This window comes from Marinobacter sp. M3C (assembly GCF_023311895.1).
Lineage (GTDB): Bacteria > Pseudomonadota > Gammaproteobacteria > Pseudomonadales > Oleiphilaceae > Marinobacter.
In genome coordinates, this window is sequence record NZ_CP092284.1 from 680,325 (window position 1) to 707,296 (window position 26,972).

Annotated in this window: 19 protein-coding genes; 3 read left to right on the top strand and 16 right to left on the bottom strand. The window is 54.1% G+C overall.

Annotated features, from left to right (window positions below; genetic code table 11):
* Positions 1-32: 32 nt before the first annotated feature.
* Positions 33-3,542 carry a chromosome segregation protein SMC gene (smc, locus tag MIH18_RS03000; RefSeq protein WP_249008654.1) on the bottom strand — a complete coding sequence of 1,170 codons (3,510 nt, stop codon included), beginning with the start codon at positions 3,540-3,542 and terminating at the stop codon, positions 33-35.
* 254 nt (positions 3,543-3,796) lie between these two features.
* On the opposite strand from smc, the gene MIH18_RS03005 reads away from it, so the two are divergent.
* Complete coding sequence (locus tag MIH18_RS03005) at positions 3,797-4,723, top strand: GGDEF domain-containing protein (RefSeq protein ID WP_249008653.1); 927 nt, start codon at positions 3,797-3,799, stop codon at positions 4,721-4,723.
* Positions 4,724-4,763: 40 nt separating this feature from the next.
* Here the strand turns inward: MIH18_RS03005 and rluB are convergent, their stop codons facing one another.
* From rluB to sdhC, 13 genes are all read right to left on the bottom strand, one after another.
* Positions 4,764-5,867 (bottom strand): 23S rRNA pseudouridine(2605) synthase RluB, encoded by a 1,104-nt coding sequence (rluB, locus tag MIH18_RS03010; protein ID WP_249008652.1) that lies wholly within the window; start codon positions 5,865-5,867, stop codon positions 4,764-4,766.
* Between the two features lie 39 nt (positions 5,868-5,906).
* Entirely contained in the window at positions 5,907-6,494 is a 588-nt protein-coding gene (gene scpB, locus MIH18_RS03015) for an SMC-Scp complex subunit ScpB (RefSeq protein ID WP_249008651.1), read from the bottom strand.
* A gap of 18 nt (positions 6,495-6,512) precedes the next feature.
* Positions 6,513-7,304, bottom strand: coding sequence for a ScpA family protein (locus MIH18_RS03020; RefSeq protein ID WP_249008650.1), 792 nt, complete (start codon positions 7,302-7,304; stop codon positions 6,513-6,515).
* A gap of 52 nt (positions 7,305-7,356) precedes the next feature.
* Complete coding sequence (locus tag MIH18_RS03025; protein WP_283164824.1) at positions 7,357-8,571, bottom strand: tryptophan--tRNA ligase; 1,215 nt, start codon at positions 8,569-8,571, stop codon at positions 7,357-7,359.
* Between the two features lie 123 nt (positions 8,572-8,694).
* On the bottom strand, positions 8,695-9,567 hold the full coding sequence (sucD, locus tag MIH18_RS03030) for a succinate--CoA ligase subunit alpha (protein ID WP_249008649.1): 873 nt from the start codon (positions 9,565-9,567) through the stop codon (positions 8,695-8,697).
* A complete protein-coding gene (sucC, locus tag MIH18_RS03035) occupies positions 9,567-10,733 on the bottom strand; it encodes an ADP-forming succinate--CoA ligase subunit beta (RefSeq protein WP_249008648.1) in 1,167 nt (388 codons plus the stop codon). The genes sucD and sucC overlap by 1 nt, the downstream gene beginning before the upstream one ends.
* Positions 10,734-10,918: 185 nt before the next feature.
* Complete coding sequence (lpdA, locus tag MIH18_RS03040; protein WP_249013901.1) at positions 10,919-12,358, bottom strand: dihydrolipoyl dehydrogenase; 1,440 nt, start codon at positions 12,356-12,358, stop codon at positions 10,919-10,921.
* Between the two features lie 36 nt (positions 12,359-12,394).
* Complete coding sequence (gene odhB / locus MIH18_RS03045) at positions 12,395-13,627, bottom strand: 2-oxoglutarate dehydrogenase complex dihydrolipoyllysine-residue succinyltransferase (protein ID WP_249013902.1); 1,233 nt, start codon at positions 13,625-13,627, stop codon at positions 12,395-12,397.
* A gap of 49 nt (positions 13,628-13,676) precedes the next feature.
* On the bottom strand, positions 13,677-16,514 hold the full coding sequence (locus MIH18_RS03050; protein WP_249013903.1) for a 2-oxoglutarate dehydrogenase E1 component: 2,838 nt from the start codon (positions 16,512-16,514) through the stop codon (positions 13,677-13,679).
* A gap of 312 nt (positions 16,515-16,826) precedes the next feature.
* The gene (locus tag MIH18_RS03055; protein WP_249008644.1) at positions 16,827-17,531 is read right to left on the bottom strand and encodes a succinate dehydrogenase iron-sulfur subunit; all 705 of its coding nucleotides are present in this window, start codon (positions 17,529-17,531) and stop codon (positions 16,827-16,829) included.
* 13 nt (positions 17,532-17,544) lie between these two features.
* Entirely contained in the window at positions 17,545-19,317 is a 1,773-nt protein-coding gene (sdhA, locus tag MIH18_RS03060; protein WP_249008643.1) for a succinate dehydrogenase flavoprotein subunit, read from the bottom strand.
* Positions 19,318-19,320: 3 nt separating this feature from the next.
* A complete protein-coding gene (sdhD, locus tag MIH18_RS03065) occupies positions 19,321-19,674 on the bottom strand; it encodes a succinate dehydrogenase, hydrophobic membrane anchor protein (protein ID WP_249008642.1) in 354 nt (117 codons plus the stop codon).
* On the bottom strand, positions 19,662-20,042 hold the full coding sequence (gene sdhC / locus MIH18_RS03070) for a succinate dehydrogenase, cytochrome b556 subunit (RefSeq protein WP_249008641.1): 381 nt from the start codon (positions 20,040-20,042) through the stop codon (positions 19,662-19,664). The genes sdhD and sdhC overlap by 13 nt, the downstream gene beginning before the upstream one ends.
* A gap of 507 nt (positions 20,043-20,549) precedes the next feature.
* Between sdhC and gltA the strand changes: the two genes are divergently transcribed.
* On the top strand, positions 20,550-21,824 hold the full coding sequence (gene gltA / locus MIH18_RS03075; protein WP_249008640.1) for a citrate synthase: 1,275 nt from the start codon (positions 20,550-20,552) through the stop codon (positions 21,822-21,824).
* 89 nt (positions 21,825-21,913) lie between these two features.
* On the top strand, positions 21,914-22,786 hold the full coding sequence (locus MIH18_RS03080) for an NAD(P)-dependent oxidoreductase (RefSeq protein ID WP_249008639.1): 873 nt from the start codon (positions 21,914-21,916) through the stop codon (positions 22,784-22,786).
* Between the two features lie 94 nt (positions 22,787-22,880).
* Here MIH18_RS03080 and topA read toward each other — a convergent pair whose 3' ends face one another.
* Together topA and fadA are read right to left on the bottom strand one after the other, a co-directional pair.
* A complete protein-coding gene (gene topA, locus MIH18_RS03085; protein ID WP_249008638.1) occupies positions 22,881-25,520 on the bottom strand; it encodes a type I DNA topoisomerase in 2,640 nt (879 codons plus the stop codon).
* Between the two features lie 270 nt (positions 25,521-25,790).
* Positions 25,791-26,966 carry an acetyl-CoA C-acyltransferase FadA gene (gene fadA / locus MIH18_RS03090; protein WP_249008637.1) on the bottom strand — a complete coding sequence of 392 codons (1,176 nt, stop codon included), beginning with the start codon at positions 26,964-26,966 and terminating at the stop codon, positions 25,791-25,793.
* Positions 26,967-26,972: the final 6 nt, after the last annotated feature.

Sequence of the window (26,972 nt, forward strand, 5' to 3'; positions counted from 1 at the left end):
CTTATGGCTGGATTGTCATACTCGCGGCCCAATCAGGCCTCGGCCAGCGAAGCGGCGGCTTCCACGTCTACTGTAACCAGTCGCGAGCAACCCGGCTCGTACATGGTCACACCCATCAATTGATCAGCCTGCTCCATGGCGATTTTATTATGCGTAATGTAAATAAACTGTACCTGCTTTGACATCTCTTTCACCAAATTCGCGTAACGGCCAACATTGGCATCATCAAGCGGAGCGTCCACTTCGTCCAGCATGCAAAAAGGCGCCGGATTAAGCTGAAATATTGCGAACACCAGAGCAATGGCAGTCAACGCTTTTTCACCCCCGGATAACAGGTGAATGGTGCTATTTTTCTTACCCGGTGGCCTCGCCATGATGGTAACGCCGGTTTCCAGCAAATCCTCACCTGTCAGTTCCAGGCTGGCGTGGCCTCCGCCAAAAACTTTGGGAAACAAACCCTGCAGACCTTCATTAACCCGATCAAAGGTCTCTTTAAAACGCTGACGGGTTTCACGGTCAATCTTGCGAATGGCGCCATCCAGGATTTCCAGCGCTTCGGTCAGGTCTTCGTGCTGGCTGTCCAGATAGGTTTTACGCTCGCTCTGCACCTGAAACTCGTCAATAGCCGCCAGGTTAATGGCGCCCAAACGTTGTATTCGACTGGCAATCTTTTCCAGTTCCTCAGACCATTCCTGCTCACTGGCAGAATCGTCCAGCTGTTCAAGCACAGCGTGCAAAGTGATGTTCAACCCGCTCAGCTGCTCCAAATGGTTACCAGCGCGAATCTCCAGCGCCTGACATTCCATTTTTTGCGTTTCCAACGTGGCGCGCACCTGCTGGATCTGTTGCTCGGCTCCGCTGCGACCCTGATCTGCCTCGCGCACCCGACGGTCGAGGTCTTCTAGCCCCTCGCGGGCCTCAGACAGTTTGTCTTCTTCGGCAAGCCTGCGCTCCAGCAAGCCTTCCAGCTCCAGCTGAAGGTCTTCTAAAGGCTCTTCCGCCTGCTCGCGGGACTGCCGCAACAGCTCCAGGCGCTCTTCCAGCCTTTGCTGTTGCAGGCGTGCGCGGCTGATGGTCTGGCGCAAGCCGTCGCTCTGGCTGTTCAGGCTCTGCAGCGTAAGTTGCAGCTGGTGGCCCAAGTCGCGTTCGTGGCGAGCCTGCTGGCGCAGCTGATCGAGGTTCTCTCGCAGTCCGTCACGTTGCCCCAGCAACTGTTCTTTGTGCTCGTCGTGTTCCTCTGTTGCCTCAAGTCCCTGCTGCCATTCTTCCCGTGCGCACTCCAGCTCCTGATGTTGGTGCTCACGCTCGAACTCTAACTCCGCGGCGTCAGCGTCAATCTGAGTCAAACGCTGGGTAATCTGCTCGCTACGGGCTTGCAGGGCGCCAAGCTGAGCGGCAATGGTGCCCAGGTGCTGATCTGCCTCGGTCAGTTCGCGACGGGCTTGCTCACGCTTCTGTTCTGTCCGTTCCAATGCCTGACTTGCATCTGCGCTCGTCGTTTCGGCCAACTCAAGCTTCCGCTGCGCCTGTGCCAATTGTGCGTTCAAACTCCGTACGGTTTTTTGACGCTCGATCACCCCAGTCTGGCTGGCATCGGCTGCGGGCATCAATACCCAGTGGCGCCCCATCCATACCCCTTGCGGCGTTATCACACTCTGTCCGTGTTGCAGCTGCCGCTGCTGTTGCTGCGCTTGCTTAAGGCTGTTTGCCACCAAAATATTCGCCAATACATCAGTAATGGCCGCATTACCGCGTACTCTGGCAGCCAGGCTGGTGGCCTCTGGTAATTCTGCTGGCGCATCGGCATTAGCATCCGCAGACACCAGCGCAGCGCCAGCGGGGGCATCGTCAAGCAGCGTCAGTTGCGCTGCAAGCTGCGGTAATACCAAGCCGTGGGAAAGGCGACCAAGCACCTGTTCCGTTGCAAATTCCCAGCCATCATCAATATCCAGAGCGGCTGCAAGGCGTGGTGCTTGTGCCAACTGATGCAGGTTCAGCCAGTCTTGCAGCGCACCGTTGGTATTGCCCAGCTGCTCTCCCAGCAGTTGCTGTTGTGACTCAAGAATGGCGTCAAGGCGCTGAACTTGCTGGCGTTGCTGATTTTGATGCTGTTCGGCTTGCTGCTGCTGCAAACGCTGCTGTTGCAACTGCTGCTGGCTATCTTCAATGATTTGCTGTGCGCCTTCGCGCTTCAGGCCAACAATAACCTGCAGTTCGCGCTGTTCATCAAGGGTTTCGTGATCCAGCTGCTGCTGCAGAGTATGGTGCTCCTGCTGCAGCCGTTGATCCCGCAGCCGCAGCTGCTCGATAGCGTTTTCGAAAGCGCAAATGCTCGATTGTGCCAAATCGGCCTGGCGACGCGCGTCTGCTGAACGAACGCTGAAATCGTCCCAGCGTTGCTGCCAGTCGGCCATGGCGTGTTCGGCGTTATGGAGCTGCTCACCAGCGGTTTCTACCCGCAAGCTTAACTCTTCCTGCTTTGGCTCAAGTATTGCCAGTTCTTCTTCAAACGCTACAAGTTTGTCGTTGTCTTGCTCCAGCTCACTGGCCAGCTCGCGTTCGCTGGCCAGTGCCTGATCAGCTTCCAGGCCGGCCTGACGGCTGCGTTCGCGGTTGTTCTGCAAACTTTGTTCAAGCCGAGCGATATCTGCCCCGGCTTCGTAGTAGCGCGCCTGGGTACGGTTAAACTGCTCATTGCGCTGCTGATGTTCTGCACGCATATTTTCGAGCTCGGTATCCAGTCGAATACGTCCGGTCAGGTGCTTTTCCAGTTGCAATTCGGTATCACGAATTTGCCCATGCCAAGATTGCAGCTCGGTGTTTAGATGCTGCCAGCGCAACACGGCAAGTTCGGCTTGTTTACGACGCTCGTCTTGCTTGAAGGTTTTGTACTTTTCAGCGGCAACCGCTTGCCGCTCCAGGTGCTGAAGTTGCCGGCCGAGCTCGGCGCGCACATCGCTCAGGCGCTCAAGATTTTCTTGGGTGCGGCGAATGCGGTTTTCGGTTTCACGGCGACGCTCCTTGTACTTCGAGATGCCAGCAGCTTCCTCTATATAAACCCTGAGCTCCTCGGGCCTGGCTTCAATCAACCGGGAAATCATGCCCTGCTCAATGATGGCATAGCTGCGCGGCCCAAGGCCTGTACCAAGAAACAGATCGGTAATATCGCGGCGGCGGCACTTGGTGCCATTGAGGAAGTAATCAGATTGGCCTTGGCGGGACACCCGGCGGCGCACAGAAATTTCGCTGTATTGGGCGAATTCACCCGGGGCCGAACCATTGTGATTGTCGAACACCAGCTCAATCGCGGCCTGGCCCACCGGTTTGCGCGCGCTCGAGCCGTTAAATATCACATCGGTCATGGATTCACCGCGCAGATACTTGGCTGAGCTTTCACCCAAGACCCATCTCACAGCATCTATGATGTTCGATTTGCCACAGCCGTTTGGCCCTACTACCGCTGTCATGTTTGACGGGAACGCTACCGTGGTCGCATCCACAAACGACTTGAACCCTGACAACTTTATGGATTTCAACCGCATAGACTATGAAACTCGACTCATGATGGCATCGGTGACGAAAGGCTGAGTTTAACACACAGGGACCCAGCGAGGTGCGCCTGCCGATTTTTTGGCAAAAATCCAATAACAGCCTCAAAACTGAAAGAAAACTCCAAAAATTATTCTCAAGGTACTGATTTATTAATTTTTTATAAAATAGGCACAATATATGCTTTAAATTTGCCAGCTACCCAGTGTGCAAACTGCCACGCAATGACAGAGTGAGTTGAGCCACCGTGAAACACATTTCGCCTTTCCCGCTTACAGCGTCACAGCCACAAAAACTGGCAGAGTTGCGCCAGAATTTTGAGGAATGGAACAGCGAACCCGGTATTCTCAACCGCTTGGTACGCCGACTTTCAACCACCCTGAAGCTGGAAGCACAGCTGACCATACTGGCAGAAGAAATGGTACAGGTTGTTCCTTTTGATGCCTTTCAGTACCGCCACCAATTTGCGCGTCAAGAGTTTATGTTTACCACTGGCATGGGTGGCCCTCACCGCTGCGAGTTCCGCCTGAACCTGGAGGGCGAGAATTATGGCACCTTGTCACTGCATCGGCGTAAACGCTTCAGTAGCGATGAGTTGCAAGCCCTTGAAATACTGATTGGTGCGGCAATATGCCCGCTGCGCAACGCCTGTCAGTTCAGCGCCATGGAGCTGGCGTCGTTGACCGACTCACTGACCGGGATTGGCAATAAACGCGCCATGGACGAAGCCTTGCAAAAAGCTCAGCTGCTAGCCGGCCGTCACAACGAGACTTACTCATTGATACTGTGCGACCTCGATCACTTCAAGGCAGTAAACGATAACTGCGGCCATGTGGTAGGCAACATTGTACTTAAGCGCGCGGCAGAAGCGCTGGAATCCGCAGTGCGCAGCTCCGACAGCGTATACCGGTTCGGCGGCGAAGAATTTGCGGCGCTATTGCCTCATACCGATCAGCTTGATGCAGTCGATGTGGCCGAGCGTATTCGCTCAGCCATTGAAGCCTTACAAATTGATTGCGGAGAACATTCAGTGACGGTGACCACCAGCTGCGGCGTTGCGCTTCACCGCACTGGTGAAGGCACAGGGCAGTGGCTAGCGCGCGCAGACGAAGCTCTGTATCGAGCTAAAGACCAAGGCCGCAACTGCACGCGCGTGTTTGCGACCATTAGCTGATGGCATTCTGTTGTTTAACGCCAGCTTTAACCTCGGGCACTTAACCGCGGGACTTATCTGTGCGCGCTTTGCCGCCGCTACGCTGGGGTTTAGAGTCTGCAACCGCCCATTTGCGAGCGCCTTGTCCCGCTTTTGAACCAGGGGAGCCTGCCGCACGATTGCTGCGATTGGTTACCGGAGCTGCCTTTCTTTGCTGGCGCGCCTGCGCCGCCGCTTCATCCGGTGTCTGTTGCGGAACCGCCATTTTAGCCAAGCCAACCGTGCGGCTCAGCAAATCCACGGCTTTCTGATCCAACTCTTCCCATTTACCCACGGTTAACCTGCTGGGCAAAAATATTGAGCCGTAACGAACCCGTTTCAAGCGGCTGACGCGCACGCCTTGGGATTCCCAAAGGCGCCTCACTTCTCGGTTGCGCCCTTCCAACAAAGTCACGTGGAACCACCGGTTCATACCGGTGCCGCCGGCGGCAGAAATGTCGCTAAATTTAGCCTCGCCGTCTTCCAGAGTGACGCCGGTACGCAGGCGCTCAATCATGGCGTCGTCTACTTCACCAAAAATACGCACCGCGTATTCCCGATCAATCTGGCTAGAAGGGTGCATAAGCCGGTTAGCCAGCTCGCCATCGGTGGTGAACATCACCAGACCAGTGGTGTTCAAATCCAGCCGGCCAATAGAAATCCAACGGTGTTCACGCAATCGCGGCAGCCGGTCGAAAACGGTTGGGCGCCCTTCCGGGTCTTTGCGAGTGGTTACTTCGCCTTCTGGCTTGTTGTAAATCAGCACCCGGCGCAAAACCTCAGCAGCGGCGGCAACTTCCAAGCGCTTGCCGTCGAGTTCAAAAACATCGCTCACCGTGGCTTTCTGGCCTGGAGTAACGGGTTTGCCATTGACCAACAGGCGACCCGCGTCCATCCAGCCTTCAATTTCGCGCCGCGACCCAACACCGGCACGTGCCAGCAGTTTCTGAATTCGCTCAGGACCGCCTACTGGCACAGTCGCCAGCGCCTCTGGCGCAGGTTTGCCTGGCTTCGCCGCTTTTGCCGATGATTTGGTTGGGTTACGGCGATTAGCGTTCGGCTTGTTCGCATTCGATGCTGATTTGGCTGCCGGCTTGCCGGTAGTCCAGGGGCGTTCTGACGCCATGGGTTAATCCTTAAATAACGGACCGATGCAGGGCCTGCATCAGTGAAATGGTGTTTGTTCGATTTTCTGCTCAATTTCGCGCCCGATCGCGTCCAGATCCCGACTATCAGACAAGGGCGGCAACTGGTCCAGGCTTGTTAGGTTAAAGTAGTCAAGAAATTGCCGAGTGGTGGCATACATAGCTGGCCGGCCCGGTACTTCCCGATGACCTACAATTCGTACCCACTCTCGCTCAACCAACGTACGAATGATATTGCTGCTTACCGCAACGCCGCGAATATCTTCAATTTCACCGCGGGTAATAGGCTGGCGGTAACCGATCAATGCGAGTGTTTCCAATAGTGCCCGCGAATAACGCGGTGGTTTTTCTTCAAGCAGCCGAGCCACCCAGGGAGCGAAAGATTCACGCACCTGAAGGCGGTAACCGCTGGCAACTTTTTTCAGCTCAATACCACGACCACAGCAAAGTTGTTCTAATTCCACCAATGCCTGCTCCACTGCCTTATGAGTTGGCCGCTCGGTTTCGTCAAACACTTCTCTGAGCTGCTGCACCGTTAACGGCTTACCCGCTGTCAGCAGAACCGCTTCGATAATCCCTGTAACAGGTAAGGCAGCATCACTCATCATAATTCGTTGCACCAGTAATCAGGGCTTTGAGACCGCAACCCGCGCCCGTAAATGAATGGGGCCAAACGGGTCAGCCTGAACCAGCTCAATCAGCTGCTCTTTTACCAGCTCTAACATTGCCAAAAAACTGACAACAACCCCCAGACGCCCTTCGTCTGGTAGAAACAGGCTTTCGAAACGAATAAAACCGCCTTGTTGCAGCCGAGCCAAAATCGCCGACATGCGCTCACGGGTCGACAGTTTCTCTCGCTCAACGTGGTGACTGCTAAACATGTCTGCACGTTTGAGCACGGTTTGCAGTGCCAGTAAAATCTCCGCCATAGCCACCTCAGGATGGCTGCGTACCGAGGGAAGTTTTGGCATCCCGGCATCGGCAACAAAAATATCCCGCTCCTGGCGCGGCATCTGATCTATGTCTTCTGCCGCTTTTTTAAAACGTTCGTACTGCTGCAAACGGCGAATCAGTTCTGCCCGTGGATCGTCTTCTTCGTCTTCTTCAATCTGCTGCCGCGGCAGCAGCATCCGGGATTTGATTTCGGCCAGCGTGGCCGCCATCACCAGATACTCCGCCGCCAGCTCAAATCGCATGGACTCTACAACGGCAATGTATTCCATGTACTGGCGGGTAATGGCACTGACGTCGATTTCCAGAATGTTCATATTCTGGCGCCGAATCAGGTACAACAACAAATCCAGAGGGCCTTCAAACGCATCCAAAAACACCGCCAGAGCGTCTGGCGGGATATAAAGATCAAGCGGCAACTGCGCCAGCGGTTTGCCCGCTATCAGCACCAAGGGCCGCGAACTCACTCCCTGTGGCTTTGCCGCCGGACCGGCTGGGGCTGCTGGGCCCGCCAGCACTTCAACGATAGCTCAGGCCCATGGCAGAGCGCACTTCGCCCAGGGTGTCACGGGCTGCGTCGCGAGCGCGTTCGCGCCCTTCCTCTAGAATGGAACGAATCAGATCCGGATTGCCCTCGTACTCGGCCGCACGTTCGTGCAAGGGCCGCTGTTCTTCCACAATGGAGTCAATCAGTGGTTTTTTGCAGTCCAGGCAGCCGATGCCGGCGCTGCGACAGCCGATTTCCACCCAGCTGCGGGTGTCCGCATCGGAATAAACCTTGTGCATGGCATACACCGGGCATTTTTCCGGCTCGCCCGGGTCGGTTCGACGCACCCGCGCCGGGTCGGTCTGCATGGTGCGTACTTTCAACGCTACGCTCTCCGGCGCTTCCCGCAGGCCAATGTAATTGTTGTAGGACTTGGACATTTTTTGCCCGTCCAATCCTGGCATTTTTGAGTCAGGGGTCAACAACGCTTGAGGCTCCGGCAAAATCACTTTGCCACCACCCTCAATGTAGCCGTACAGGCGCTCGCGATCCCCCAAGGAAATATTTTGCTGCTCTTTCAAAAGAGCACGGGCCGTTTCTAACGAATTCAGATCACCTTCTTCCTGATAACGTTTCTTCAGGTTGCGATAAAGTTTCGCGTTTTTCTTACCCATTTTCACGATGGCCGCCTCGGCCTGGTCTTCAAACCCCGGCTCACGCCCATAAAGGTGATTAAAGCGACGTGCGATTTCACGCGTAAATTCGACGTGCGAAACCTGATCGGCACCCACTGGTACGCGCCCTGCCCGGTACATAAGAATGTCAGCGGACTGGAGCAGCGGATACCCCAAGAACCCGTAGGTGGCGAGATCTTTTTCGCGCAGCTTTTCCTGCTGGTCTTTGTAGGTCGGAATGCGCTCAAGCCAACCCAAGGGTGTAATCATCGACAGCAGCAGGTGCAACTCGGCGTGTTCAGGCACTTGTGACTGAATAAACAGAGTGGACGAACCCGGGTTAACCCCTGCGGCAAGCCAGTCGATAACCATGTCCGACACACTTTGTTCAATACTAGATGGATCGTCGTACTGCGTGGTCAATGCATGCCAATCGGCGACAAAGAAGAAGCACTCGAACTCATGCTGGAGTTTCACCCAGTTTTTAAGCACACCGTGGTAGTGGCCAAGATGAAGCTTGCCTGTCGGACGCATGCCCGACAATATCCGTTGCTGGGAATCTACAGAACTCAAAGCAAGAACTCCTTCTGATGGAACATAAGAGGCGACATATTACGCCAGGCGACCAGACATTATAAGCAAAAAACCCCCGCTCTGCAGAACAGAAACGGGGGTTTTTAAAAATGACTGCGGGTTTTACCAGCCAGTCACTTCTTTTAGAGCCTTGCCAATGTCGGCCAGGCTGCGCACGGTTTTCACACCGGCGTCGTTCAGAGCAGCAAACTTCTCGTCTGCGGTACCCTTACCACCGGAAATGATCGCACCGGCGTGGCCCATACGCTTGCCAGGAGGCGCTGTTACACCGGCAATGTAAGAAACCACCGGCTTGGTGACGTGCTCTTTGATGTACGCTGCGGCTTCTTCTTCCGCAGTGCCGCCAATTTCGCCGATCATCACAATCGCTTCAGTCTGCGGGTCTTCTTGCAGCAGCTTGAGGATGTCGATGAAGTTAGACCCAGGAATCGGATCGCCGCCGATGCCGACGCAGGTAGACTGGCCGTAGCCAAAATCTGTCGTCTGCTTGACGGCTTCGTAGGTCAAAGTACCAGAGCGCGACACAATACCGACTTTGCCCGGCTTGTGAATGTGGCCCGGCATGATGCCGATTTTACACTCACCCGGTGTGATAACGCCCGGGCAGTTGGGCCCGATCATGCGCACGCCTTTGCGGTCAACGTACTCTTTGGCGTACAGCATATCGATGGTAGGAATACCTTCGGTGATGCACACAATCAGCTCGAGTCCGGCATCTGCCGCTTCAATGATGGCGTCTTTACAAAACGGAGCCGGAACGTAGATCACGGTCGCGTGTGCACCGGTCTTTTCTACAGCCTCACGTACGGTGTTGAACACCGGCAAACCCAAGTGCTCGGTGCCGCCTTTGCCGGGGCTTACGCCACCGACCATGTTGGTGCCGTATTCAATAGCCTGCTGGGAGTGGAATGTGCCTTGTGAACCGGTAAAGCCCTGGCAGATTACCTTGGTGTCTTTATTGATCAGAATGCTCATTATTTGCCCCCCGCGACTTTAACGACTTGCTCTGCGGCATCGGCCAGGCTGCTAGCGGCGATGATGTTCAAACCGCTTTCTGCCAAAACTTTAGAACCCAGTTCAGCGTTGTTGCCCTCAAGGCGAACAACCACAGGCACTTTCACGCCTACTTCTTTAACCGCGCCAATGATGCCTTCAGCAATCATGTCGCAACGTACAATGCCACCGAAGATATTGACCAGTACGGCTTGCACGGCATCGTCAGACAGGATGATTTTGAACGCTTCGGTTACGCGCTCTTTGGTAGCACCGCCGCCAACGTCCAGGAAGTTAGCCGGGCGTCCGCCAGCCAGCTTGATGATGTCCATGGTACCCATGGCCAAACCAGCACCGTTAACCATGCAGCCGATGTTGCCATCCAGCGCTACGTAGTTCAGTTCCCAGGCTGCAGCTTCGGCTTCACGGGAATCTTCCTGTGACGGATCGCGCATGGCCTGAAGTTTCTTCTGACGGTAAAGAGCGTTGCCATCAACGCCGATTTTCGCATCCAGGCAGTGAAGATCACCAGCCGGGGTGATAACCAGCGGGTTAATTTCCAACAGCGCCAGGTCGTAATCTTCAAACAGCTTCGCCAGACCCATGAAGATCTTGGTAAATTGGCCGATCTGTTTGCCTTCCAGGCCCAGTTTGAACGCCAGCTCGCGTCCTTGGTAAGGCTGTGCGCCTACCAGCGGATCGATTTCGGCCTTAAGAATTTTTTCCGGGGTTTCTTCCGCAACCGTTTCAATTTCAACGCCACCTTCGGTGGAGGCCATGAATACAATACGGCGGGTACCACGGTCTACAACCGCGCCCAAATAAAGCTCTTGGTCGATGTCCGTCAGGGATTCAACCAAAATTTTGCTAACCGGCTGGCCGTGCTCGTCAGTCTGGAAAGTCACCAGCTTCTTGCCCAGCCACTGCTCGGCAAAGGCACGGATGTCGTCGATATTTTTAACCAGCTTTACACCGCCGGCTTTACCACGGCCACCGGCGTGAACCTGGGCTTTAACAACCCAGCTATCGCCACCAATCTTTTCTGCAGCTGCTACTGCCTCATCCGGGGTATCACAGGCAATGCCCTGTGATACAGGCAAGCCATATTCAGCGAAAAGCTGCTTGCCCTGATATTCGTGCAAATTCATAGTTTATGTCCTGCTTTTTGATGAAGGATAAACACCTGTGGGATAAACCCGCTAGCGGAAAATCCATCTTGATGGACCCTGATGACACCGGCCCAACGATTGCGTATAGAGAAACCAGAGTCGTTAAAACAAGAGTCTCTAAAAGTCATGGGGCGCCCTAAGGCGCCCCATGACTTTCTGGCTTACTATTTCTTCTTGCGACGATTAGCAATGTGAATTGCACCACCGTTAACTGCAAGCGCTGCCTCGTGCACTGACTCAGACAGAGTCGGGTGGGCAAAACAGGTCAACGCAAGATCTTCTGCGCTGGAACCGAACTCCATGGCGATAACGCCCTGAGCCACAATTTCAGACGCCGCGGGGCCCAACACGTGAAAGCCCAGAATGCGGTCGGTTTTCTCGTCCGCAATAATCTTCACCATGCCCACCGCCGAATTGGCGGCCATGGCGCGCCCGTTTGCCGCAAACGGGAAGGTTCCGACTTTATAGGCTGCACCGTCAGCCTTTAGCTGCTCTTCAGTCTTCCCAACCCACGCAACTTCCGGCGCGGTGTAAATGACATTGGGAATGCAGTCATAGTTTACCTGTGGTTTATGGCCGGCAATGCGTTCGGCAACCATAACGCCTTCTTCAGAAGCCTTGTGGGCCAGCATCGGGCCACGCACCAGGTCACCAATCGCCCAAACGCCTGGGGCGTCGGTTTTACAGTGGTCGTCCACGGATACGAACCCGCGCTCGTCCATGTTGACACCGGAGTCTGCTGCCAGAAGGTTGTCCGCATAGGGGCGACGACCAACAGCCACAATCAGCTTATCGACCATCAGCTCCTGCTTGCCCTTGCTGTCTTCGTAACTGACGTAGACCAACTTGCGCTTGACCTCGGCACCCGTTACACGGCCGCCCATGACAATATTCAGGCCCTGCTTCTGGAACTCTTTCAAAGTGGCCTTGGCAATCTGCTGGTCCACCCCTGGCAAGAACGTATCCTGGGCTTCCAGCAAGGTCACTTCAGAACCCAGTCGGGCCCAAACGCTGCCCAGCTCCAAACCAATAATGCCGGCACCAATCACACCCAATCGCTTGGGCACTTCGGTAAATTCCAGAGCGCCTTCAGAATCGGTGATATAACCTTCGGTTTTTGGCGCTGGTGGAATTTCAATCGGACGAGAGCCTGTCGCCAAAATAACGTTATCGGCTTCATAGGTCTTAGTCTTGCCGTCGTTATCCGTCACTTCCACCTGCCGGCTTGCCAGCAGCTTGCCGTGACCATAAATCGCGGTAACGCCGTTTGACTTGAACAACCCCGCAATGCCGCCGGTCAGTTGCTTCACAATGCCGCTCTTACGCTCCATCATTTTAGCAACGTCAATGGAGACGTCATTGGCAATAATGCCCTGCTCGGCAAAGCCGTGTTGAGCTTCCTCGTACTTGTGAGAAATCTCCAGCAGCGCCTTGGACGGGATACAACCCACGTTCAGGCAGGTTCCACCCAACACCTGCTTGCCTTCGTCAGAAGACCAGCTTTCTACGCAGGCGACGTTCAGGCCCAGTTGTGCGGCTTTAATTGCGGCCACATAACCACCGGGGCCGGCGCCAATTACGATTACATCAAACTTGTCAGCCATAGTTAATCCTGTATTCCGATTCGATAAGTGGAGTGCCTATACGTCCAGCAGGATACGCGCAGGATCTTCCAGCATATCCTTAATGGCAACCAGGAACTGCACTGCTTCCTTGCCGTCAATCATGCGATGGTCATAAGACAGCGCCAAATACATCATGGGCTGTATTACCACCTGACCATTCACTGCCATCGGGCGTGGCTGGATCTTATGCATACCCAGAATCGCCGTTTGTGGCGGGTTCAGAATAGGCGTCGACAACAGGGAACCAAAGGTGCCTCCGTTGGTAATGGTGAAGGTACCACCGGTCATTTCATCAATGCCCAGCTTGCCCGTTTTGGCCTTGGTACCGTACTCGACAATTTTCTTCTCGATGTCAGCAAGGCTCAGTGCGTCAGCGTCACGTATTACCGGAACCACCAAACCGCGTTCGGTGGATACCGCCACACCGATGTCCTGGTAGCCATGGTAAACCATGTCGTTGCCGTCGATGGACGCATTCACCGCAGGGAAGCGCTTCAGGGCTTCGGTAGCCGCTTTGGTAAAGAAAGACATAAAGCCCAACTTAATACCGTGGCGCTTTTCGAAGCTTTCTTTGTATTGCTTGCGCAGTTCCATGATCGGCCCCATGTTCACCTCGTTAAAGGTGGTCAACATGGCAGCGCTCTGTTGTGCATTGACCAGGCGCTTCGCAATGCTGGCGCGCAGGCGAGTCATGGGAACGCGTTTTTCAATCCGCTCACCGGCACTGATCTCGGCTACGGGCGCAGCGGCAGGCTTGGCAGCAGACGAGTCAGTGGAAGACTTGGCGTTATCAATGTGGCTCTGAACGTCTTCTTTAGAAATCCGGCCGTCTTTCCCAGTACCTTTCAATGTACTTGGCTCAACGTTGTTCTCGACAGCCAGCTTACGCGCAGCCGGGCTCAGAATCGTGTCTGAAGAGGGCGACACGTCGGCGCTTTGGTCTTTACTTTCGGCTTTGTCTTTGCTTTCAGCAGCGTCTTTACTGTCGGAGCCCTTAGACTCACCAGCAGCGCCTGCTTTGAATCTTCCGATCACTTCACCGCTCTCTACGGTGTCGCCTTCGTTTTTCAAGATTTCTTCGATGACACCGTCAGCCAGTGCAACAACTTCCAGCACCACTTTGTCGGTTTCAATATCAACGATCAGCTCATCGCGCGCGCAGGCTTCACCCGGCTGCTTGTGCCAGGTCGCGACAGTACCTTCTGCGACCGACTCCGGGAATACGGGGGCTTTAATCTCTGTAGACATTACGGTTCCTTTGTTCGATAGCTCGGAAGTTCGATAGCTCGGTAGCTCGTCAAACTTCAAATGCGTCGTTAACCAGTTTTTTCTGCTGTTCGATGTGCACAGACATGTGGCCGGCCGCGGGTGCAGCCGAGGCATCACGACCCGCATATTCGAGGTGCAGTTTAGGGTTCAGCCGTTGCAGCGCGTTGCGCATATGGTGCTGGCTGCTATACCAGGCGCCCTGGTTCATCGGTTCTTCCTGGCACCAGACAGCGTGCTTAAGCTTGCTGAATCCCGCCAGTAATTCGTCCAGATCTTCACCCGGGAACGGATACAGCTGCTCTATACGGATAATGGCCGTGTCGTTACGCTCGTCGGTCTTCTTCTTCTCCAGCAATTCATAGTAGACCTTACCGCTGCAAAGAATAACCCGAGTGATTTTTTTCGCATCAGACGGTTCTTTTTCCGGCAGAACGGTCTGGAATGTACCTGAAGTCAGGTCGTCCAGGCTGGAAATAGCTTCTTTATGGCGCAACAGGCTCTTTGGCGTAATTGCAATCAATGGTTTACGAACCGGGCGCTTCACCTGTCGGCGCAGCATGTGGAATACCTGCGACGGCGTTGTGGGTACGCACACCTGGATGTTCTGTTCCGCACTCAACTGCAGGAAGCGCTCAATGCGCGCCGAGCTATGCTCTGGGCCCTGACCTTCATAACCATGGGGCAACAACATGGTAAGGCCGCACAGACGGCCCCACTTGTGCTCACCGCTGGTCAGGAACTGATCGATTACCACCTGGGCACCATTGGCAAAGTCGCCAAACTGCGCTTCCCAGACAACCAGCGCGCTAGGTGATGTGGTCGCATAGCCGTATTCGAAGGCCAGTGCAGCCTCTTCGGATAGCAGAGAATCGTAAAGCTCGAACTTGGGCTGATCGTCAGACAAATGAGTCAGCGCAATGTGCGTAGAGCCATCTTTCTGGTTATGCAGTACGGCGTGACGGTGTGAGAAAGTACCACGACCAACGTCCTGCCCTGTTATACGAATCGGGTAACCTTCGTTTAACAATGTTGCATAGGCCATGATCTCGCCGTAACCCCAGTTAAGAGGCAAGGCGCCGGCCGTCATCTTGTCACGATCCTTAACGATTTTAGACACCTGACGCTGAATACTGAAACCTTCCGGTACTTCGCTCAGTTTTTTACCCAGCTTTTGAATCGTTTTCAGTGGCACGCTAGACTTGCACTTGGCTGTCCACTCATGGCCCAAATACGGCGTCCAGTCAACATGCAACTTGGCGTTTGGCTCTTTAACCAACGCTTTGACTACGTGCTCACCATTATCAAGAGCCGTGCGGTAATCATTTTCCATCTGCTTGGCGAGGTCTTCGCTCACGACACCAGCATCAATCAGACTATCTACGTAGATATTGCGCGTGGTTTTCAGCTTACGAATTTTTTCGTACATCATCGGCTGAGTAGCGGCAGGCTCGTCGGCTTCGTTGTGACCACGGCGGCGGTAGCACACCAGGTCAATAACCACGTCGCCTTTAAATTCGGTGCGATAGTCCATTGCCATTCGGGTTACAAACAACACCGCTTCCGGGTCGTCTGCGTTCACGTGCAGAATCGGAGCCTGTACCATTTTGGCGATGTCTGTACAGTATTCCGTAGAACGAGCGTCTTCTTTTTTGCTGGTGGTAAAGCCAACCTGGTTGTTGATCACAATATGTACAGTGCCGCCAGTACCAAAACCGCGGGTCTGTGACATCTGGAAGGTTTCCATCACCACGCCCTGGCCTGCAAACGAAGCATCGCCGTGCATGATCACCGGCAAAACCTGCCTGCCGTCTTTATCTTCACGGCGGGTTTGGCGAGCGCGAACCGAGCCCACAACCACCGGGGACACAATTTCCAGGTGCGAAGGGTTAAAGGCCAAGGCCAGGTGAACCTCACCACCCGGGGTCATCACGTTGGATGAGAAGCCTTGGTGATACTTAACGTCACCGGAACCCGAGTCCGCCAGTTTTTTGCCTTCGAACTCGTCAAAGATTTCTGTCGGATTTTTACCCAGAATATTAACCAACACATTCAGGCGGCCACGGTGCGCCATTCCCAGAACGATTTCTTTGGTGCCACCGGAACCGGCGCGCTGAATGATTTCGTCAAGGCAGGGAATCAGGCTTTCGCCACCTTCCAGGCCAAAACGCTTAACGCCGGGGTAGCGTGAGCCCAGATATTTTTCCAGGCCCTCGGCGGCGGTCAGGCGTTCGAGCAAATGAATGCGGGTGTCGGCTTCAAAACCGGGGTTGGAGCGGATCGGCTCCATACGTTGTTGGAACCAACGCTTGATGCGAGTGTCAACAATGTGCATGTATTCTGCACCAATGCTCTCGCAATAGGTCTGCTGCAAGCCTTCTATGATGTCGCCCAGCTTCATTGTTTCCGAACCGAAACTCAGCGAGCCAGTCTGAAACTCGATATCGTTATCGGCGCTGTAAAGCTCGTGGAAAGCCGGGTCAAGATCTTCAACCAATTCACGCGGCTTGACATTCAGCGGGTCCAGTTTCGCGTGCTGGTGACCACGAAAGCGGTATGCGTTAATCAATTGCAGTACGCGTGTCTGCTTTTTGTCCGCATCAGGTACGGCACCTTCTGGCGCAGTATTGCTAGCCAGGAAACGCTGATTGCTGGAAATATGCTTAAATTGTTCGCGGATTGCGGAGTGGGCAATATCTTTACCCTGATAGCCATCGACACTGGGAAGCTTGTCAAAGTAACTTCGCCACTCTTCAGGAATGGCGTTAGGGTCTGAAAGATAGGTTTCAAAAATCTGTTCAACGTAGGCAAGATTACCTCCCTGTAAATGGGAAGTTTGCCACAACTGCTCCATGATGCTTTCGTGCATTTTGAATAGCTCACCTTGGGCTGGTACGGGAAGCCGTTATGGTCGGCCAGTGCCTCATGCCAGTCAATACGGGTTTTTACGCTGTCGACTTTGGCCGCCACATCCGGAACGGATGCCTGCTTTCCCCGAAATTTTTTATACTTAGCGACGCAGTGCAAGCCATCTAACGGCTAACAATCACGGCACACGAATTTTGAACCGCTACCAGACTATTGACTATACGCCTTTGGTTGAAGGCCCCGCCAAATTGGCGAGGCCTTCAAGGGTCTTACTCAGCAGACACAGTATAACGTCTGTATTACATTTTGCTGCTCAAGTTGCCCGCTGCAGCAACAGGTTCCGAATATGACCAATAGCCCGGGTCGGATTAAGACCCTTCGGGCACACGCTGACACAGTTCATAATACCGCGGCAACGGAACACGCTGAACGGATCGTCCAAATCAGCCAAACGCTCGGCTTGGGCAGTGTCACGGCTGTCCGCCAGGAAGCGGTAAGCCTGCAACAGGCCTGCGGGGCCAATAAACTTATCCGGGTTCCACCAGAACGACGGGCAAGCCGTGGAACAGCATGCGCATAGTATACACTCGTAAAGACCGTCGAGCTTTTCACGGTCTTCCGGCGTCTGCAAACGCTCTATAGCGGGTGCCGGCTGGTTGTTGACCAAGTACGGCATGACCTTTTCATACTGCTTGTAAAACAGGCTCATATCCACAACCAGATCACGGATAACCGGCAAACCAGGCAACGGGCGCAATACCAGCTTGTCTTTTTTGATCACCTGAGACACCGGCGTGATGCACGCCAGGCCATTTTTGCCGTTCATGTTCATGCCGTCAGAGCCGCACACGCCTTCACGGCATGACCGCCGGTAAGACAGGGTGACGTCTTTTTCTTTCAGCAGATTGAGCACGTCCAGCACCATCAGGTCTTTACCTTTCGGAAGTTCAACCTCGACATCCTGCATGAACGGGGCGTTGTCTGCTTCCGGGTTGTAACGATAAAGGCTTACCAACATAGTCTTCGTCCCCTTAATACGACCGAATCATCGGCTGGAATGTGTCGACAGTCTTCGGCGAGAAGTTAACATCACGCTTGCCAACCCGCTTGTCCAGCGGGAAATAAAGCGAGTGCTTCAACCAGTTCTCGTCGTCACGCTCAGTAAAGTCGTTGCGGGCATGAGCACCGCGACTTTCCTTTCGCTCTACCGCTGATACGGCAGTGGCGTAAGCAACTTCAAACAGGTTATCCAGTTCCAACGCCTCAATACGCGCGGTATTGAACGCGTTGCTGGTGTCGGTCAGGCGGGTGTTACGAACGCGCTCACCGATTTCATTCAACAGTTGCAGACCTTTTTCCATGCTTTCGCCGTCGCGGAACACACCGAAATACAGCTGCATGCAGGTTTGCAGATCTTTACGAACCGCCGCCACGTGTTCACCTTCGCGGGCATTCGCCAACCGATCCAGTCGCGCCATGGCGCGCTTGATGTCAGCGTCACTGGCGCCGTCTACGTCAAAGCCGTTGCGCAACTGCTCTTCAATGTGAAGGCCAGCTGCACGGCCAAACACGACCAGGTCCAGAAGCGAGTTGCCGCCAAGACGGTTGGCACCGTGAACTGAAACACAAGCCGCTTCACCACAGGCAAACAAACCACGGATTGGCTGATCTTTGCCGTCATCGTCTTGGGTCAGCGCCTGGCCGCCGACGTTCGTCGGAATACCGCCCATCATGTAATGACAGGTTGGAACAACAGGAACAGGCTCTTTCACCGGATCTACATGGGCAAAGGTCTTTGATAGCTCACAAATACCCGGCAACCGCAGATTCAGGGTTTCTTCACCCAAGTGGTCGAGCTTCAACAGAACGTGATCTTTTTCAGGACCACAGCCACGGCCTTCAAGAATCTCGATGACCATAGAGCGTGCAACAACGTCACGGCCTGCAAGATCTTTGGAATTGGGCGCGTAGCGCTCCATGAACCGCTCGCCTTCGGAGTTGATCAAGTAACCGCCTTCACCCCGACAGCCTTCGGTCACAAGCGTGCCCGCACCGTAAATGCCGGTGGGGTGGAACTGCCACATTTCCATATCCTGCATCGGGAAACCGGCACGCAGGGCCATGCCGATACCGTCGCCGGTGTTAATCAGGGCATTGGTGGTAGAGGCATAAATACGGCCAGCGCCGCCGGTCGCAAGAACCGTTGCTTTGGCCTTGATGTATGCCACTTCTCCCGTTTCGATTTCGATGGCAACAACACCAACAACTTCATTTTTGGCGTTTTTGACCAGGTCTACCGCATACCATTCATTCAGGAAGGTGGTTCCACCTTTCAGGTTGGCTTGATACAGCGTGTGCAGGAGCGCATGACCTGTACGGTCGGCCGCCGCACAGGTACGAGCTGCCTGGGTAGAATCATTCGGCCCTTTGGACTGACCACCAAACGGGCGCTGGTAAATACGACCCTGCTCGGTGCGTGAGAATGGCAGACCCATGTGTTCAAGTTCGAATACAGCTTGCGGACCTACCGAACACATATATTCAACTGCGTCCTGGTCAGCAATGTAATCGGACCCCTTCACGGTGTCATACATGTGCCAGCGCCAGTCGTCGTTGGGATCCGCGCTGGCGATCGCACAGGTAATGCCACCTTGGGCAGACACAGTGTGCGAACGAGTTGGAAACACCTTGGTAATACACGCGGCTTTAACGCCGGATTCAGTCAACTGTAGCGCTGCGCGCATACCGGCACCGCCGCCGCCAATCACGATGGCGTCAAAGGTCATGGTCTTGATGTTAGACATTAATTAAACCCCCCACAGGATCTGAATACCCCAAACCACATACACGAACATGGTCAGACCGCACGCGGCCTGCACCAGAAAGCGCGGTAAGGCTGATTTCATATAGTCAGTCGTTACTGTCCACAAACCAACCCAAGCGTGCGCGCCAATCGAAAGCAGAGCCATCAGCGTGAAAATGCGCATCCAGGTCTGGCTAAAGAAGCCTGCCCAGGTTTCGTAGCCCAAGCCGGGATTGGCGATAATGAAGACAAAAAGAACCACCGTGTACAATGCGAGAACATAGGCTGAAACCCGCTGCATTAGCCAGTCTGCAACACCGCTACGGCCCAGATTGGTTACACTACTTACATTGCCCATATCCAAACTCCTGCCAGTACAATCAGAATTATGGCAACGGCCAGAGTCACTTTGGCAGCCACCAGGCCACTTTCCAGCTCTTCACCAATACCCATGTCCATCAACAGGTGCTTGGTGCCTGCCACCAGGTGATATAGCAGGGCAGACAAAATGCCCCAGATAATCAGTTTGGCGAAGAAGCCGCTCAGCAATTCACTTACATGGCCGTACCCTTCTTCCCCTGACAGGGAAAGATCCAGACCATAAAGCATGAACGCTACACCGACAAAAATGATGATGCCGCTGACGCGGTGCAATATGGAAGTAATGGCTGGCAATGGAAAATGAAACTTGCCGAGATCGAGATTTACTGGTCGTTTACTATTCACAGCGCTCTCACACTCTCTTTGTTGCCGCGGAACCGGCAAGCCGGACGCAGATGATTGGTTTGTAAGGATCAGTGTGCAAATACGAGGCTGACACACGATTGGCTCAGGGTATGAAGGGATTTTTCCCCGACAACTCGTTGCGCGCTGGCAAGGTTGCGTTGGGGAAAGGCGCCACGGTTGGCTAAACCCCCCAATTCCGGGCTAAAGATTATAAGGAGTAAGCGAATTAATTACAAACCTGCAATTGACGCAAATCACTGCCAGTAAACGAATGTATATGAAGACAAAAGGCTTATTGACAACAAAGCCCTGCAACCGCCATAACGGATACCGGCATTTACTCATTGACGTTATCGAGCATTTTTATCTTTTGCGTAGCCTTTTGTTGACAAAGAAAGCGATCAGCCTATATTTTGCCGCCAGTTTTGCGATAATACGCGCCCTACTCGCGCATTGTTAAACTCTGAAAATCAGAAAATCTGACACGCTTCTAAACAGGAGAGCACCATGACCGACAGGAAAGCCACGCTAACAGTGGGCAACAAGTCCCTTGAGCTGCCGGTTTACTCTGGCACCGTCGGCCCAGACGTTATTGATGTACGGAGCCTGGTCCAGCAAGGCGTGTTCACTTACGATCCCGGCTTTGTATCCACAGCGGCTTGCGAGTCCGCCATCACCTTTATTGATGGCGAAAAGGGTGTGCTCTTGCACCGTGGCTACCCGATCGAGCAGCTGGCAGAACACTCTGACTACCTGGAGCTATGTTGGCTGCTGCTGCACGGAGAACTCCCCACTGCCGAAGAAAACGTAGCATTTCACGAAACCATCAAAAACCACACCATGCTGCATGACCAAATGCGCAATTTCTTTAACGGCTTCCGTCGTGACGCGCACCCAATGGCCATAATGTGCGGCGTTGTGGGCGCTTTATCGGCGTTCTATCACGACCAGATGGACGTAACCGATGAGCACCAGCGCGAAATTACCGGCCACCGCCTGATCGCGAAAATGCCCACCATCGCAGCCTGGTGTTACAAATACAGTATTGGCCAGCCGTTTGTTTACCCGCGTAATGATCTGACCTACGCCGAAAACTTTCTGCAGATGATGTTTGCCACCCCATGTGAGGAATACAAGCCAAATCCGGTCCTGGCCAACGCAATGGACAAAATATTTATCCTGCATGCTGACCACGAACAGAACGCATCCACCTCTACCGTGCGCCTGGCGGGCTCTACCGGCGCCAACCCTTACGCATGTATGGCTTCCGGCATTGCAGCACTCTGGGGGCCTGCTCACGGCGGCGCCAACGAAGCGGTTTTGGCCATGCTGGCCGAAATTGGCGACGAAGCCAACATCGAAGCGTTCATCGAAAGAGCCAAAGACAAAGACGACCCGTTCCGCCTGATGGGTTTTGGTCATCGGGTCTACAAAAACTTTGATCCCCGGGCCAAGGTCATGGCCGAAACCGCTCATGAAGTACTAACCGAACTGGGCCTTGAAAACGATCCGCTGCTGCGCATTGCCAAGCGCCTGGAAAAGATCGCCCTCGAAGACGAATACTTTGTCGAGCGTAAGCTTTACCCGAACGTAGACTTTTACTCTGGCCTGATTCTCAAAGCGATCGGCATTCCAACGTCCATGTTCACCGTTGTGTTTGCCATGGCACGCACCATCGGTTGGTTCTCTCATTGGAACGAAATGGTCAGCGGCGATTATCGCATTGGTCGTCCGCGCCAGCTTTACACGGGTTCGCCCAAGCGCGATTACCCAAAAGATTGATTCAGTGATGCAAACATCCTGATCAAATATCAGAAAAACCGCTAGTTTTAGCGGTTTTTTTGTTTTGTACCAATCCTGAGGAGCAAATCATGACAACCGTGAGCTTTATTGGTCTTGGCGTTATGGGTTATCCCATGGCCGGGCATTTGGCAGCTGCCGGCTACGATGTCCAGGTGTGGAATCGTACCAACAGCAAAAGCCAGCAGTGGGCAAAAGATTATAACGGCAAAGCCTGCGCCAGCATCGCCGAGGCAGTGCAAGGCAGCACCATCGTTCTTACCTGCGTGGGCAACGACGATGATTTACTGGCGGTGTATGAAGGCGACGCCGGCATTCTCGCTAATGCCACCCAGGGCACACTGCTGATTGACCACACTACCGCCTCAGCGATGGCTGCCGAACGCCTGGCCCAACTAGCCGCACAGCGCCAGCTGAGCTTTATGGATGCGCCGGTGTCTGGCGGACAGCAAGGCGCCGAAAAGGGCCAACTGACCATCATGTGCGGTGGTAGCAGCAGCGATTTTACAACAGCAGAACCGGTATTAAGCACTTACGCTAAAGCGTTGAATCTTATGGGGCCAGCTGGCGCGGGTCAAAAGACGAAAATGGTCAACCAGATTGCCATTGCGGGGTTGGTTCAGGGGCTGTCAGAGGCCCTGCACTTTGCCGAACAGGCTGGTCTGGATGCCAGTAAAGTCGTTGAAGTGATCTCTAAGGGGGCAGCCCAGTCCTGGCAAATGGAAAACCGGTCCGCCACCATGATTGCTGGTGAATTCGAACACGGCTTTGCAGTGAACTGGATGCGTAAAGATCTGGCCATCTGCCTGGAAGAGGCGCGCAAAAACGGTGCTCGTCTGCCGGTAGCGGCACTGGTGGATCAGTTCTACGGAGATGTACAACAGATGGGTGGCGAGCGCTGGGATACGTCATCGCTTATCACGCGTTTGCGCCCTAAAAAGTAAAGCGACTAAGTTCAATAGCGAATTTTTTCGTCTTTATAAACGGCGATGGGCGAGTTTTCACCCGCCCATCGCTTCAAGACTCAATCCGCCGCCATCATTTCTGTTTAGACTGCCACTTGCCGCTCACGTACCAAGCCGACCAACCAGTCGCTTTGCCGTCTTTTTCCGACATTACATACTGCTCTTTGGTTTTCCGGCTGTAGCGGATCACCGACGGATTACCCTCAGGATCGCGCTCCGGTGCTTCCATCAAATAGTTGTGTTTGGGATCAATCTCTTCGCGGTGAGGTTTAATTTCCAGTAACAGCGGCGGACGGGTTTCCCGATTCTTGGGAAACTTGCTGGCTGCCAGGAACATGCCGGACGCGCCATCGCGCAACACATAGGTGTCGTCCACTTTCTGGCACTGCAACTCCGGCATCGCCACCGGGTCCATCTTGGGCGGTGCCGGCTCGCCACTTTTCAGCAGCTTACGGGTATTTTTGCACTCATCGTTGGTGCAGCCAAAATACTTACCGAAACGACCGGTTTTCAGCTGCATTTCGCTGCCGCACTTGTCGCAGTCCAACGTCGGGCCATCGTAACCCTTAATACGGAAACTGCCCTGTTCGACTTCATACCCGGAGCAATCCGGGTTATTACCGCACACGTGAAGCTTGCGGGTTTCGTCTACCAGGTAGCTGTCCATGGCCGTGCTGCACTTCGGGCAGCGGCGCTTCATCCGTAACAGGCGGCTTTCGCCCTCACCTTCCACGTCTTCTTCGGCGCTGACCACCTCGTCGCCGGTCACCAGGTTAATGGTGGTTTTACAACGCTCTTTTGGCGGTAACGAGTAACCCGAACAGCCCAGAAAAACGCCGGTGCTGGCCACGCGAATTTGCATATTCCGACTGCACGTAGGACACGGAATGTCTGTTTCGGTAGGCTCGTTAGGGCGCATGCCGCCGTCGTCGTCATCCGCTTCAGCCACTTCCAGTTGCTGTCGGAAACGGCCATAAAAATCATTCAATACTTTTTTCCATTCCACATTGCCTTCGGCAACATGATCCAGATCACCTTCCATCTGCGCAGTAAAACTGTAATCCATCAGGTTACCGAAGGATTCACACAGCCTTTCAGTCACAATTTCGCCCATTTTTTCGGCGTAAAAACGACGGTTTTGCAGGCGCACGTAACCACGGTCTTGAATGGTCGAAATAATTGAGGCGTAGGTAGAAGGCCGGCCAATACCCTGCTTTTCAAGTTCTTTAACCAGACTCGCTTCAGTGAAGCGCGGTGACGGCTTGGTGAAGTGCTGCGTGGGTTCGAGCTTATCCAGGCCCAGGTTCTCACCAACATGGATGTCTGGCAGCACTAAATCTTCGTCTTTTTTTGACGCCTGGGGCGCCACTTTCAAAAAACCTTCAAACTTGCTGATGCGGCCACGGGTGCGCAGCTCGTAATCGCCGTTGGACACGACGATAGACGTGCTGAGAAATTCGGCGTCGGCCATTTGGCAACCAATGAACTGGCGCCAAATAATGTCGTAAAGCTTCTCGGCGTCTTTTTCGATACCGGTAATAGCGACCGCCTTGCGGGTAGCTTCGGTCGGCCGAATAGCCTCGTGAGCTTCCTGAGCGCCTTGCTTGCTGCCATAGATTCGCGGGCTGTCCGGCAGGTATTCTTTGCCAAAGGTCGCCTCTACGTAGTCGCGGCTGCTGTTAACGGCATCCTGGCTCAGGTTGGTGGAATCTGTACGCATATAGGTGATGAACCCGGCCTCGTACAAACGCTGGGCCAACATCATGGTTTTCTTAACACTGAAGCCCAGGCGGTTACTGGCAGCCTGCTGCAACGTCGACGTTATGAAAGGAGCACCCGGGCGCGAACGGGTGGGTTTGTCTTCACGCTTGGTTACCGCAAACTTACCCACTTTTAACCGCGTGACGTGGTCATTGCTCTGGGTTTCGTTAACCGGGCGATAAGGTTTGTCGTTGTAGCGGGTCACTTCAAAACGCACCGGCTGCTTGGCGCTGGTGGTTGCAAGGCCTGCAAACAACTGCCAGTACTCCTCCGGCACAAACTTGCGAATTTCCCGTTCACGTTCAACAATCAGCTTTACCGCAACCGATTGCACACGGCCGGCAGACAAACCGCGGGCCAATTTGGCCCAAAGCAGCGGCGACACCATGTAACCAACTACCCTGTCCAGGAACCGCCTTGCCTGCTGGGCATGCACCATATCGGTGTCTAGCTTGCCTGGATTTTCGAAGGCGCCCTGAATAGCGCGCTTGGTAATTTCGTTGAACACAACGCGCCGGTATTTTTCCGGCTCGCCGCCAATGGTTTGCTGAAGGTGCCAGGCTATGGCCTCACCTTCGCGGTCCAAATCCGTCGCCAGGTAGATGTGGTCGGCCGACTTGGCCAGGCGTTTCAGCTCATTAACGACCTTCTCTTTGCCCGGCAAAATTTCATAGCGCGCGCTCCAATCGTGATCCGGGTCTATCCCCATACGGGCGACCAGCTGTTCACGAGCTTTACGCTTCTTGTGCACCACCTTGTCTTCAGGGCTCAATTTACGCGTGACGGCGGCCTGACGAGCACGCTCTTTGGGGTCGCTGGTGGACCCGCTGCCGCTAACCGGAAGATCACGAATGTGCCCGACGGACGACTTAACAATGAAGTCGTCCCCCAGGTACTTATTGATGGTCTTCGCTTTCGCTGGCGACTCGACAATTACGAGACTTTTACCCATATCGGAGATCTGTATCCTTGGCGATAAATCGGTCAGTTGTGCAGCAAACCGCAAACTCGCTGTAAAATCAGTCGGCTATAAATACAACCTTGCCGCTGACATGTATAGGATCACTGTTTTACAGGGTCAAGAATAGCAAGACAACCCATTCTTTGGTTTCCAACCGGCTTTTTTTCATCCGGATAAACAACTTTTTTCATTTTGATAAACAACAAGGCCCGGCGAATTGCCGGGCCTTGTTGTTAAATGTCAGCTATGTCCCGCAGGGAATCACAGCCGCTCCCACACCGTAGATATACCCTGACCCAAGCCGATACACATGGTGGACACACCATATCTACCGCCGTTGGCCTGCATGATATTCAGCAGCGTGGTTGAAATGCGCGCACCAGAGCAGCCTAACGGATGGCCAAGTGCAATGGCACCGCCGTTAAGGTTTACTTTCTGATCCACGACACCCATCAGTTTGAGATCTTTCAACACCGGCAAGGACTGCCCGGAAAAGGCCTCGTTCAGCTCCCAAAAATCGATATCTTCGATTTTCAGGCCGGCACGCTTGAGCGCTTTTTTGGTCGCAGGTACCGGGCCGTAGCCCATAATAGCAGGGTCAACGCCCGCTACCGCCATGCTCACAATACGCGCCATAGGCTTGAGGCCAAGGGCCTGGGCACGCTCGGCAGACATCAATATCATCGCTGCGGCACCGTCGGTGAGCTGCGATGATGTACCGGCCGTGACCGTACCGTTTTTCGGATCAAACGCCGGGCGCAACTGGCCCAGTGATTCAACGGTGGTTTCCGGACGAATGGTTTCGTCGTGCTCAATCAGCACTTTAAAACCGTTCTCATCATGGCCCTCTATGGGAACGATTTCGTTCTTGAAACGGCCCTCCTCGGTGGCTTCCTGCGCCAGGCGATGGGAACGCGCTCCGAATTCGTCCTGTTGCTGACGCGTAATGCCGTGCATCTTGGCCAGCATTTCTGCTGTCAGGCCCATCATATTGGAAGCTTTCGCAGTGTACTTAGACGCCGCCGGGTTGTGATCAAACCCGTCAGTCATACTAATGTGACCCATGTGCTCGACACCACCCACCACGAACATTTCACCGTTGCCGGTCATGATCGCTTGGGCGGCGGTGTGAATCGCACTCATGGCTGAACCACACAAACGGTTAACTGTCTGCGCACCGGCTTCGTGGGGCACTTTTGTTAGCAGGGAAATATGGCGTGCCACATTAAAGCCCTGCTCGCGGGTCTGGTTCACGCAGCCCCAAATGACATCTTCTACTTCTTTCGGATCGAGCTTGGGGTTGCGCTCGAACAGTGCGTCGATCAGGGTTGCCGACAGTGTTTCTGCACGTACATTGCGGAAACAGCCGTTTTTGGCGCGGCCCATCGGAGTCCGCACGCAATCAATGACGACAACGTCTCTCGGATTAAGGCTCATAGATCT

Excerpts from the sequence above, each read along its gene's own strand:
- smc (WP_249008654.1), bottom strand. The coding sequence starts at position 3,542 with ATGCGGTTGAAATCCATAAAGTTGTCAGGGTTCAAGTCGTTTGTGGAT.
- rluB (WP_249008652.1), bottom strand. The coding sequence starts at position 5,867 with ATGGCGTCAGAACGCCCCTGGACTACCGGCAAGCCGGCAGCCAAATCA.
- scpB (WP_249008651.1), bottom strand. The coding sequence starts at position 6,494 with ATGATGAGTGATGCTGCCTTACCTGTTACAGGGATTATCGAAGCGGTT.
- sucD (WP_249008649.1), bottom strand. The coding sequence starts at position 9,567 with ATGAGCATTCTGATCAATAAAGACACCAAGGTAATCTGCCAGGGCTTT.
- sucC (WP_249008648.1), bottom strand. The coding sequence starts at position 10,733 with ATGAATTTGCACGAATATCAGGGCAAGCAGCTTTTCGCTGAATATGGC.
- lpdA (WP_249013901.1), bottom strand. The coding sequence starts at position 12,358 with ATGGCTGACAAGTTTGATGTAATCGTAATTGGCGCCGGCCCCGGTGGT.
- odhB (WP_249013902.1), bottom strand. The coding sequence starts at position 13,627 with ATGTCTACAGAGATTAAAGCCCCCGTATTCCCGGAGTCGGTCGCAGAA.
- MIH18_RS03050 (WP_249013903.1), bottom strand. The coding sequence starts at position 16,514 with ATGCACGAAAGCATCATGGAGCAGTTGTGGCAAACTTCCCATTTACAG.
- MIH18_RS03055 (WP_249008644.1), bottom strand. The coding sequence starts at position 17,531 with ATGTTGGTAAGCCTTTATCGTTACAACCCGGAAGCAGACAACGCCCCG.
- sdhA (WP_249008643.1), bottom strand. The coding sequence starts at position 19,317 with ATGTCTAACATCAAGACCATGACCTTTGACGCCATCGTGATTGGCGGC.
- sdhD (WP_249008642.1), bottom strand. The coding sequence starts at position 19,674 with ATGGGCAATGTAAGTAGTGTAACCAATCTGGGCCGTAGCGGTGTTGCA.
- gltA (WP_249008640.1), top strand. The coding sequence starts at position 20,550 with ATGACCGACAGGAAAGCCACGCTAACAGTGGGCAACAAGTCCCTTGAG.
- MIH18_RS03080 (WP_249008639.1), top strand. The coding sequence starts at position 21,914 with ATGACAACCGTGAGCTTTATTGGTCTTGGCGTTATGGGTTATCCCATG.
- topA (WP_249008638.1), bottom strand. The coding sequence starts at position 25,520 with ATGGGTAAAAGTCTCGTAATTGTCGAGTCGCCAGCGAAAGCGAAGACC.
- fadA (WP_249008637.1), bottom strand. The coding sequence starts at position 26,966 with ATGAGCCTTAATCCGAGAGACGTTGTCGTCATTGATTGCGTGCGGACT.